An 8,069-nucleotide genomic window follows, 5' to 3' on the forward strand; every position below is an offset into this window, starting at 1 on the left:
GTCGACCCGGCCAAGGTCGTCCGCGCTGCCCTTCAGGGGGCGGCTTCGGTCGCCGGCCTGCTGGTGACCACCGAGGCGATGATCTCCGAGGCTCCGCGCAAGGAGGCTCCTGCCATGCCTGCCGGCGGCGGTATGGGCGGTATGGGCGGTATGGATTTCTGACCTGCCGAATGAACTCAGGAAGCTCTCCGGCGAGCCGTATGGCGGTTTGCCGGAGAGCACTTCGGAGCGATGCTACGCGGGTGGATCGGACCGTGCAGGCCATGTGATCGAGGCCACCGGCCCTGTAAGGGAGACCGTCATGGCAACGGATAACAAGCGCGGCAATCGCGAGGCGAAGAAGCCCAAGGCCCCTAAGGTGAAGACGAACGCCTCAGCACCATCCACGAAGGGCTTGCTGGCGGCCAAGCCTGCTCCAGGATCGAAGAAGTAGGAGGCAGCACTCCTACCGACCGGGCAGCGTGTCTCTGGGCCGTCCGGTCGCCCTCATGCCTGCTCGCATTTCGCTACGATCGCGAAGGAGCGGCGATCATCGAGTCGTGACACGATCGCGCTCGAACCAGCCATAGTGACCATCCCGATTAAGCAGGGGTGGTTAGCCGGCAGTCACGGCTTGCCTCAGGGCCTCGATTTGCCCACCGCTGATGGGCGCATGATCAATCTCATCCTCTGCATCAGCGAGGCGGTAGCGATGGACGTCGTACTTACCCCTACAGGAACTGCAGGAAACGCGTGGAGCTTGAACGACCGACTCGGGCGAACCCTCGGCGAAATCACGAAGTCCGAGCACTCAGACGTCTTCGTGATCATGCCTCAGCCTGAGGGCACGCTACGGACCGTCAAATCCACGCACGCCTCGCTTGATGAGGCGATGTCGGCGATCGCCAAGCTGACGAACGGTGCCTGCACGCTCGACAGCCAGGACTGGGTCAGTCGTGGATCGGCGCCCGGATCGAGCTAGTGCCGTCGATGATCGCTTTGGATCAAGCCTAGCACGCTGAGTAGAAGGCCACTGCCATGACCGATGGGTGCCGGACCTACCTCAGGCATCGATCGGTGAGCCTCTCAATCCTTCATCGTCGCGATGATCTGACTGATCTCGCGCACGCTTTCCTCGATGGTGCGTGCGTGGACCAGCACGCTGGCAGCATCCTCGTTGCCCGCGTGATCGCCGGGCCACCAGCGTCTTTCAAATCGGGCAGCAGCTCGCCGATATGTTCGTGCTGGCGTCTGAGCAGAGCAACAGCGCCCTCACAGGCTTCGTTCTCAGGCATGTTTCCGATCCCAGTTTTGGGCGAAGCATATGCCAGCGAACGGAGCGGCGTGAAAGGACGGCGGATTGGAGCGTGACCGACCGGGCAGGATTTTAGGTCAGGCTAGGGTCTGTCGTCACCTGAGGTGATCGAGGGCGGCGGCGAGGCAGAGGATGCCGCTGAAGCTTGCGGCGGTCTACTGGTTTCGCGTTGCAATCGCTCGCCACTCCTTGAGGCGCGCCCAGAGCCGCTCGACGATATTGCGATTGTTGCAGATCCACTCCAAGCAGCGCGCGGGGGTCTCGTTGAGCTTGGACGGGATTGCTGGTTTTGCCCCGGCCTCTCGGACGTGCTGTCGGAAGCGATGGCTGGAGTAGCCTCGATCCGCCACGACCCACTGGCACAGGCCCGGCAAGCGCTCGAGCAAGGGCAGCGCGCGGGGCAGTTCATGGGCCTGCCCCGGCGCGATCTGAAAGGCGATCGCGTGGCCTGCGCCGTCAGCGATCACGCAAGCCTTGGTGCCATAACCACCACGCGATCGGCCAAGAGCCTCACGATCGTCTCGCTCGGCTGCAGATCCCCTCTTTTGGCGGCGCCTGCCGCCTTCTGATGCGCACGCATGTTGGTGCCGTCGAGGAACACCATGCCGAGCTGAACGCCGCGCTCCTGCACGAGGCCGAGTAGTCGTTCCCACACGCCGCTGCGCGACCACCGGATGAAGATCTGTGCCGCACGCCACCGCGGCCCCAGATCTTGCGGGATTGCGCGCCGCTTGGCACCGTTCTGATGGCGCCACAGGATTGCTGAGAGCGTGCGCCGCAGATCTTGCGGCGGTGTCTTCGCCTTCGGCCGACAAGCCTCAACCAGTGGCTCCAGAACAGCCCATTGCGCGTCGCTCAGCATCGTCCCTCCTCAAGTCGAGGGCATAAAACGCATGCTGCACCATATGGTTCAAGCGACGACAGACCCTAGTTACTACCTATGCGGGAGGATTGGCCGCGCCGCGGAACCGCCCACTAAGTCCCACCATGACAGCACTGCCCCGTTAGGCGGTCACGCTAAGCAGACAGCTGCTCCAGCCTGGAAAGGCCAGCATCCGTGATCTGCCATGTTGCGAACGTACCCCCGAGATGAGGGCCCGCCCGTTCACCAACCCACACGAGATCGCCCCGGCTTTCCAGGCTAGTCAAGCGGCTGTGATCACCCGGCCAAGCCCGATCCATCTCGCGCTTGATGGAGATGTGACCGTCCATAGCCTGGGCGGCTTTCGTGAGCAGGCGACGTTCATGGTTGACCAGCATGAGCGTTCTCCAGTGACAGGTAGGCCGCTACGCAGGCGCTGCGTAGAAGCTTAGCCATTTGGAACCGTTTTGCAACGCAGCGGGGAGGCGGTGCGCGCTCTGCCTGAGCGGCCTTTCCGCCGGTGAGCGCGCGACCGTTGGATCCACCCCAGAATTCAACCATGCCGTGCAAGAAGAGTTGATTGGGATGGAGGGCGCGGTTCGTGTCGCTATCGTGGATCGAGGCGCTTGCCGCCGCGAATGAAGATATCATCGCCTGCGAGAGGCGCTTCCACGGCCAGTGTGCTCTGGTTTTTGAGAGGGCAGCGGAAGGGCAGGACACGGCTAAGGACGAGATGCTGCTCGCGTCCTATATGACGAGCCTCAATCTACTTCGCGCTCACCGCAACAGCTTCCTGATGGAAGTTCCTCTTGGCGCATGAGCATCGCCAGCTCCCACTTCGAGGCGGCAGTGGAAAGCTTGAGCCGGCGCATCGTGGAAGCGGAGATCCGATCCACGGCGGCTGTCGAAGGGCTCGCCGCTCTGATCATGACCCACACGGTAGCCGCGGCCTCGGCACGGCTTCCCAACCAGACTTCCTGAAGCTTAGTCCCCAAAGGAAACAGCATGAGTCCGAGTTCATCACGCCAAAGGCCGACCCAGCGGGTCTATGGCTTACTCGCGGCCTTCTTTGACGGCTCGGCCGGTTTGATGCTTCCCGTCTCGGATACTCGATCACGAGCTTGATCGAAGCGCTTCTTCGAAGCGATAAGCTCGCGCTGTGAACCGGCTAGCTGCCCCTTCGCTGCGTCACGAGCCGCGATAGCTTGGCCGAGTTCCGCGCGGGCAGAGGCGAGTTTGCCCTGCCACTCACGAACGAGCTCGATGCTCGCCTGCTCCGACTCTTTCTGACGGCTCACTAACCCGTCTCGCTCCGTCTGAAGGAGGGCGACCTGAGTGGTGAGATCGCGGTTGGCTGAAGCTTTATTCGCATAGGCTCCCCAACCCGCTAGGGCGTAAACCCCCAGGATCAGGGGCAGCAACTGAGCACGTGTCGGCTTCCATGCAAAAAGCATCTGAAGTTTCCAGCGCAGCAGTTCGAGCAGGCGAGGCATGGACCGGTTGTCTCCCGTCTCGAGTGGGCGGACCCCGTTGGTCCGAACGGCTAATCGATCAGGCCCAGAACGATGCCCGCGCAGAGTTAATGCTTGTTTACGGCGCACATCATCGGGCGGTTTGAGGATGTATCGCGAGTTGCAGAAGTCGGGACGCCGCCGCTTTGCGCCTGGTCGGTCGCGCCGCTGCGCCTCAAGCCGCGCTCATCGAACTCGCAGCATGGATGCAGCCGTTCAATCTCTACCCAGCGTGTCTGCGCCGGATAGACTTAGCGGTTATGCTGCGGCGCGATCTCAACGCGTGGATGTGACGAGAAGCTTCCGCCCTTTGGCCGAGGCCGAACGCCCAGCAAGGTAGCCGATACCGGCCGCAGCAGCGCAGACGGCACAAGCCCGTGCAATTCTGACCAACGTCAGTTTATCGGATGTGCGACCATGCCGTGTCTTCAGAGTTTGCATCTTCGCACGAACGAAGGCGTGTGCGGCGGCATCGACTTGCGCCGAAGAGAGAAGCTCCTGAGCCGCCGGTATCAGCTCCTGAGTGTAACGGCGGAGGTGCTGACCGATCAGAGCGACGTCGAGGACCATACCCATCTGCGAGGAAAAGCCGCCCCGCCGCGATCTCGCGAGAGCATCAAGTTGCCCGAGGAACTGCGCATGCTCATGGTGCAGGTCCTCGGCGAGCTGGCGTGTCCGATCCAGGTGGCGCAGCGGCGCATAGAGACTGGCCTCCAACGCCTCGGCATGAGCGGCAAGCTCATCAATTAAGCCTCCCAGCACCTCCTCACGGTCGTGGATCGCCGACCCGCCGAAAGTGTACCGACTCTCTGCGATCAGGTGCGCGAGGTAGGCGTGATCGTGGGCGATGAGCTGCCAGACGTTCATGCGCCGGATCATCCTTGCGGGTGGCCGTGGCCAACCCGGAGGAGGTCGGCTCGTTTCCTACGGGCGATCGGTTGATCTAGCGTCGTAGTACTCATCGAGGTCTGCGGCCTGACTATGCGAGGATGTTGACGGCGCGTGCGGCGACAAGGGCCACAGCAAGCAGGGAGATCAACGCCTCAGCCATCATCAGCAATTTCGCACGCGGTGTCAGCGGCAACGTGTCAGTGGGTGAGAAGGCGGTGGCGTTGGTGAAGGCCAGAAACAGATAGTCTACGAAGCCCGGCACGAACGGGGCTGCCGCATCCTGCTGCGGAAGCGTCATTTGTGGGAACAGAAAATCCGGCTCCCGCGCACTCGGATGGCCGCGCAAAGCCGCACCACCGCGATCTGTCGTCCAGAACCACAGGGCGAAGATCACGACATTAGTGCCCCAGATGTTGAGGGCATCGATGAGCAAGGTTGGACCGGCGGCTGCCGTTCAGGAGGGCGTGAACCAGGGCTGCGAGGGCGGCGGTGTTGGTCACGGTGACCAGCGCAGTCATGAAGAGTGCCATCCTGCGGATCAAGCGATGGTGGCGGTGGACCTCGGACCAGTGTGCGTCCGTTGTGGCGCGCCGCGCCCAGCCCTGGTTCCAGGCCGTGGCGGCCGAGAGTGGCACCAGCAGCGCGAGTTCGAGCGTCGGGGCAAGCCAGCGCGGTCCGAGCGAGAAGTCGTTCACAACGAGCAGTTGGAGGGCGGCGATGCAGGCGACGGCGCTTCGGGCCAACCAGAAGTCCAGGGCGCTGGTCCGAACACGATCAGGGTGCGGCCTATCCATGAACGAAGTCCCCTGAGGAGCTACCCTGTTGAGGCGAGCGCGCCCCTAACGCTTTTTGCCCAACTCAGCGGCGATATCCTTGGTCATTCGACCGACCTTCCGATGCGCCGCCGTTAGCTGGTCCTGAGTGACGCCCCAGCGCTTCATCCAAAACTCGACAGCCTTGCGTTCCGACAGATCAAGTCGGTCCTTGTCGATGAAGCCACGTTTGTCTTTGAGGCCGGTCATGGGGAATCCTATTGGTTTTGGTTTTACGTGATCTGGGAAGGGTCTCAACCGACCTGACGGTGAGACGTGCAAAGGGGTGCGAGGAACCGCAACGGCAGCCTAGCCTAACTGGTGCTTCGGCCTCTGACTGACGCGGCCGAAACGGCGCGCGATGACATCGGCTGAGCTAGTGAATGAGCGCGGCTACAGCGGCTGTGAAATCATACGAGCCCACCTGGAGCTTGATGCCTCGACACTCAGAGGGCGAGTTCCCGATATGGGCTGCCGCTGACTTGATGTCACGATGCAGACCGACACGACAGCCAAAATCGGCGTTTGCTCGATGTGCGGGATACCAGTCATGTTCGATGAGACGAAGATGCTGGCCGACGCGCTCGGCGAGCACCTCGCTCTAACCTATCAGCGCACCTTCGGCAGTTGCGAGCCACGTTTTACCGAGGTGATCGAGGCGTCCGCACGTCTGACCATCGAGCGGATCGTCGGCAGCGATGCGCTCTACCATGACGGCGACCACACCGCTCTCGTCACCCTCGTCGCTCAGGACATCCTGCGCGGTCGGTTCCTCGACAAGGGCATCACGCCGGAGGATTGGCTGCACATGATCCTGGCGGCCCTGTCCCATGACATCGGCTACGTGCGTGGTGTCTGCTCAGGCAACCGGGCGAACGCCTTCGTCATCGACGCGCAGGGCACCACCATCGGTCTGCCACGAGGCGCGTCCGATGCAGCGCTGACGCCTTACCACATCGAGCGCTCGAAGCTGGCAGTGCAGGAGCGCTTTGGCACGAATGACCTCGTCGATGCGCAGCGGGTGATCCGCGCCATCAAGTTGACCCGTTTCCCCGTGCCTGCGGACGACGAGCACCGGGAAACCGGGACCGAAGCCGGCTTGACGCGTGCGGCTGACCTTATCGGGCAACTTGGCGATCCGCTCTACCCTCGTAAACGGAACGCGCTATTCCACGAGTTCGCCGAGGTCGGCATGGCTGACCAACTCGGCTACGCCGGCCCGGCGGACCTCGCGGAGCGGTACCCGGCGTTCTTCTGGGGCAAGATCGAACCAGTCATCGGGGACGCGATTCGCTTTCTCGATCTCACGGTTGAGGGGAGGAGCTGGGTAGCGAACCTCTACAGTCATGTGTTCGCCATCGAGCACGACCGCCGCCGGATGGGGCCGCACCCGGGCTGAGCCACGCAAAAGCAATCCTCACAACTTCTCGGGAAAGCTACACCAGCCGCCAAGATAAACTCGCTGTGTTGGCGAAATCGGATGATGATCAATTTTATACGATGGCGGACCAACAGACGGAGAGAGAAACTACTCTCCGGGCAATTTCCGCTCGTCTTGATATTTGAGCCAAATCGCGCGATCAGCTTCAGCGCGCTTTAGGCGGTCGGACTCTTTCTCGTGCGTCAGCCAAAGGACAACGGCGACCATCGTCGCCAAGACGAGCGGGCCGAGAAAAAGAACAACCATCTGTGCGAGCGTCAGGCTCACGCGCGCAGGGCTCCGAGCAGGCGTCTAGCCACCAGATGTAGTATACCTGCCAGCAGACTCCAACCAACCAGGAGAGCGCTGGCTGTAAGCGCGCTGGCGGTGCCCGAGAAGATCGCCACTGATGGGGAGATGCCGCCGACAGCCACGGAGGCGACTGCGACTCCGTTGACCCACATTGCCGTCAGCTTCGCCCGCTCATTGCGGATCAGCTTGGCGTCGTCGGGGCTAAGTGGCGGGATTTCGGTATCGGCCATGACACCGTGTAGCTCGGAGCAACCGAGGGGTTGAAAAGGGGCTCGATCCGTGAGGCCACTTAGAACAAAACAGGAACAAAATCCAGTGTCGATCTTGCCTTTTCGCCGGTTTTGGCGCCACCATCCCCAATATACGAGCGCTCGGCTGTTGGCGGTTATCGGCAGCGAAAGGGCAGATTGTGAGCGTACGCCGCTTCTTGGATGAGGTCGGCAGGCGGCTCGAAGCGCTTAATATGCGCTGTGGGTACGGCGGCTAGGCCAATCCCAGCTTCCCATGCGCCTCGGCAGGCGTCATCTGCCGAATGGATTCTTCGGAAAAGCCAAGCTCACGAAGCGCCGCCCGCTGACGGTTCGTGATCATCAACGACACGACAGGAGACGTTGCAGGCGCGGTGCCCGTCGCGTGCAGCTCGCCGTCGTCGGCGAGGCCGACACGGTTGAGGAACGCTTCCTCTCCCGCGGCCTGATTGAGGAGCAGCCGAAGGTTGTCGTCAGTTCCGGCCATTCATGCCCCCATTGCTCCTCTGCCGACCTCGGGAGTGCGCCGGATCAGCAACGGGACGGCGGCACGGCCCGCTCTGACGAAGCAGCAGGATAGGGCTGTCAGGGCTGTTCCGTCAGAGCTGGATCTTGCTTACCGTCGCCCCGAGTGGAAGCGGTGACGCCAGCCCTCATTGAGCCTGCGCTCCTCCGCGCTCTCCTCCGGGACAGCTTCCAGATGCAGCAGGATCATCGCG

Annotated in this window: 15 protein-coding genes; 5 read left to right on the plus strand and 10 right to left on the minus strand. The window is 62.3% G+C overall.

What is annotated here, in order from left to right:
* Positions 1–301 precede the first annotated feature (301 nt).
* Positions 302–433 carry a hypothetical protein gene (locus CIW48_RS34675; RefSeq protein ID WP_281407423.1) on the plus strand — a complete coding sequence of 44 codons (132 nt, stop codon included), beginning with the start codon at positions 302–304 and terminating at the stop codon, positions 431–433.
* A gap of 219 nt (positions 434–652) precedes the next feature.
* On the plus strand, positions 653–961 hold the full coding sequence (locus CIW48_RS32485) for a hypothetical protein (RefSeq protein WP_149314458.1): 309 nt from the start codon (positions 653–655) through the stop codon (positions 959–961).
* A 488-nt stretch (positions 962–1,449) separates the two neighbouring features.
* Here the strand turns inward: CIW48_RS32485 and CIW48_RS32490 are convergent.
* Both CIW48_RS32490 and CIW48_RS32495 read right to left on the minus strand, forming a co-directional pair.
* Positions 1,450–2,156, minus strand: a protein-coding gene (locus CIW48_RS32490) for an IS5 family transposase (protein ID WP_149314459.1) whose coding sequence is annotated in 2 segments (ribosomal slippage) — positions 1,450–1,835 and positions 1,835–2,156 — 708 coding nt in all. Because the reading frame shifts where the segments join, the coding sequence is not laid out codon by codon here.
* A 155-nt stretch (positions 2,157–2,311) separates the two neighbouring features.
* Positions 2,312–2,554: a hypothetical protein gene (locus CIW48_RS32495; RefSeq protein ID WP_149314460.1), complete on the minus strand. Its 243-nt coding sequence runs from the start codon at positions 2,552–2,554 to the stop codon at positions 2,312–2,314.
* Positions 2,555–2,757: 203 nt separating this feature from the next.
* Here CIW48_RS32495 and CIW48_RS32500 point away from each other — a divergent pair, with 203 nt between their 5' ends.
* Together CIW48_RS32500 and CIW48_RS33645 are read left to right on the plus strand one after the other, a co-directional pair.
* On the plus strand, positions 2,758–2,976 hold the full coding sequence (locus tag CIW48_RS32500) for a hypothetical protein (protein WP_149314461.1): 219 nt from the start codon (positions 2,758–2,760) through the stop codon (positions 2,974–2,976).
* Positions 2,973–3,137, plus strand: a complete 165-nt coding sequence (locus CIW48_RS33645; RefSeq protein WP_173009480.1) for a hypothetical protein — start codon at positions 2,973–2,975, stop codon at positions 3,135–3,137. The genes CIW48_RS32500 and CIW48_RS33645 overlap by 4 nt, the downstream gene beginning before the upstream one ends.
* Positions 3,138–3,202: 65 nt before the next feature.
* On the opposite strand, the gene CIW48_RS32505 is transcribed toward CIW48_RS33645, so the two are convergent.
* From CIW48_RS32505 to CIW48_RS32520, 5 genes are all read right to left on the minus strand, one after another.
* On the minus strand, positions 3,203–3,649 hold the full coding sequence (locus CIW48_RS32505) for a hypothetical protein (protein WP_246695523.1): 447 nt from the start codon (positions 3,647–3,649) through the stop codon (positions 3,203–3,205).
* 294 nt (positions 3,650–3,943) lie between these two features.
* Positions 3,944–4,534, minus strand: coding sequence for a hemerythrin domain-containing protein (locus tag CIW48_RS32510; RefSeq protein ID WP_173009481.1), 591 nt, complete (start codon positions 4,532–4,534; stop codon positions 3,944–3,946).
* Between the two features lie 112 nt (positions 4,535–4,646).
* Positions 4,647–4,991 carry a hypothetical protein gene (locus CIW48_RS34415; protein ID WP_246695524.1) on the minus strand — a complete coding sequence of 115 codons (345 nt, stop codon included), beginning with the start codon at positions 4,989–4,991 and terminating at the stop codon, positions 4,647–4,649.
* Complete coding sequence (locus CIW48_RS34420; protein WP_246695525.1) at positions 4,957–5,352, minus strand: hypothetical protein; 396 nt, start codon at positions 5,350–5,352, stop codon at positions 4,957–4,959. Before CIW48_RS34420 ends, CIW48_RS34415 begins: the two co-directional genes overlap by 35 nt.
* Positions 5,353–5,397: 45 nt before the next feature.
* Complete coding sequence (locus tag CIW48_RS32520) at positions 5,398–5,580, minus strand: DUF3606 domain-containing protein (RefSeq protein ID WP_149314463.1); 183 nt, start codon at positions 5,578–5,580, stop codon at positions 5,398–5,400.
* Between the two features lie 340 nt (positions 5,581–5,920).
* On the opposite strand from CIW48_RS32520, the gene CIW48_RS32525 reads away from it, so the two are divergent.
* Entirely contained in the window at positions 5,921–6,769 is an 849-nt protein-coding gene (locus tag CIW48_RS32525) for a metal-dependent phosphohydrolase (RefSeq protein WP_149314464.1), read from the plus strand.
* 129 nt (positions 6,770–6,898) lie between these two features.
* Here CIW48_RS32525 and CIW48_RS32530 read toward each other — a convergent pair whose 3' ends face one another.
* The 3 genes from CIW48_RS32530 to CIW48_RS32540 form a co-directional block, all read right to left on the minus strand.
* Complete coding sequence (locus CIW48_RS32530) at positions 6,899–7,078, minus strand: hypothetical protein (protein WP_149314465.1); 180 nt, start codon at positions 7,076–7,078, stop codon at positions 6,899–6,901.
* Positions 7,075–7,332 carry a hypothetical protein gene (locus CIW48_RS32535; RefSeq protein WP_053622063.1) on the minus strand — a complete coding sequence of 86 codons (258 nt, stop codon included), beginning with the start codon at positions 7,330–7,332 and terminating at the stop codon, positions 7,075–7,077. The genes CIW48_RS32530 and CIW48_RS32535 overlap by 4 nt, the downstream gene beginning before the upstream one ends.
* A gap of 253 nt (positions 7,333–7,585) precedes the next feature.
* Positions 7,586–7,837, minus strand: a complete 252-nt coding sequence (locus tag CIW48_RS32540) for a hypothetical protein (protein ID WP_149314466.1) — start codon at positions 7,835–7,837, stop codon at positions 7,586–7,588.
* Between the last annotated feature and the right edge of the window lie 232 nt (positions 7,838–8,069).

The sequence above is a fragment of the Methylobacterium sp. P1-11 genome, assembly GCF_008329595.1.
Taxonomy (GTDB): Bacteria; Pseudomonadota; Alphaproteobacteria; order Rhizobiales; family Beijerinckiaceae; genus Methylobacterium.

What these genes read in the sequence shown, in the direction of transcription:
- CIW48_RS33645 (WP_173009480.1), top strand. Translation starts at nt 2,973, where the DNA reads ATGAGCATCGCCAGCTCCCACTTCGAGGCGGCAGTGGAAAGCTTGAGC.
- CIW48_RS32525 (WP_149314464.1), top strand. Translation starts at nt 5,921, where the DNA reads ATGTTCGATGAGACGAAGATGCTGGCCGACGCGCTCGGCGAGCACCTC.
- CIW48_RS32505 (WP_246695523.1), bottom strand. Translation starts at nt 3,649, where the DNA reads ATGCCTCGCCTGCTCGAACTGCTGCGCTGGAAACTTCAGATGCTTTTT.
- CIW48_RS32510 (WP_173009481.1), bottom strand. Translation starts at nt 4,534, where the DNA reads ATGAACGTCTGGCAGCTCATCGCCCACGATCACGCCTACCTCGCGCAC.
- CIW48_RS32535 (WP_053622063.1), bottom strand. Translation starts at nt 7,332, where the DNA reads ATGGCCGATACCGAAATCCCGCCACTTAGCCCCGACGACGCCAAGCTG.
- CIW48_RS32520 (WP_149314463.1), bottom strand. Translation starts at nt 5,580, where the DNA reads ATGACCGGCCTCAAAGACAAACGTGGCTTCATCGACAAGGACCGACTT.
- CIW48_RS32540 (WP_149314466.1), bottom strand. Translation starts at nt 7,837, where the DNA reads ATGGCCGGAACTGACGACAACCTTCGGCTGCTCCTCAATCAGGCCGCG.
- CIW48_RS34420 (WP_246695525.1), bottom strand. Translation starts at nt 5,352, where the DNA reads ATGGATAGGCCGCACCCTGATCGTGTTCGGACCAGCGCCCTGGACTTC.
- CIW48_RS34675 (WP_281407423.1), top strand. Translation starts at nt 302, where the DNA reads ATGGCAACGGATAACAAGCGCGGCAATCGCGAGGCGAAGAAGCCCAAG.
- CIW48_RS32495 (WP_149314460.1), bottom strand. Translation starts at nt 2,554, where the DNA reads ATGCTGGTCAACCATGAACGTCGCCTGCTCACGAAAGCCGCCCAGGCT.
- CIW48_RS32485 (WP_149314458.1), top strand. Translation starts at nt 653, where the DNA reads ATGATCAATCTCATCCTCTGCATCAGCGAGGCGGTAGCGATGGACGTC.